This window comes from Streptomyces sp. NRRL S-495 (genome assembly GCF_000966955.1).
GTDB lineage: Bacteria > Actinomycetota > Actinomycetes > Streptomycetales > Streptomycetaceae > Kitasatospora > Kitasatospora purpeofusca.
The window spans coordinates 1-234 of record NZ_JZWY01001376.1 but is presented as its reverse complement, the minus strand read 5'-3'; the positions used below and the strand labels follow the sequence as shown (position 1 = coordinate 234).

The window sequence follows — 234 nt, the reverse complement described above, 5'->3', positions numbered from 1 at the left end:
GCTCGGTGAGCAGGCTGACAGCGCCGGACTCCCAGTCCACGTGGTGCGACGGGGTGTCCGCGTGCAGGGTGCGCGGCATCACGCCGTGCCGCATCGCCTCGACCATCTTGATCACGCCCGCGACACCCGCCGCCGCCTGGGTGTGCCCGATGTTGGACTTCACCGACCCGAGCCAGAGCGGGTGTTCGGCGTCGCGCTCCTGGCCGTAGGTGGCCAGCAGGGCCTGTGCCTCGA

The 234-nt window shown here is 71.4% G+C and carries 1 pseudogene; it reads right to left on the bottom strand.

Going from position 1 to position 234, the window contains the following annotated elements:
- Positions 1-234 (bottom strand): annotated as a pseudogene (locus VR45_RS41745) (polyketide synthase); the annotation flags it as partial.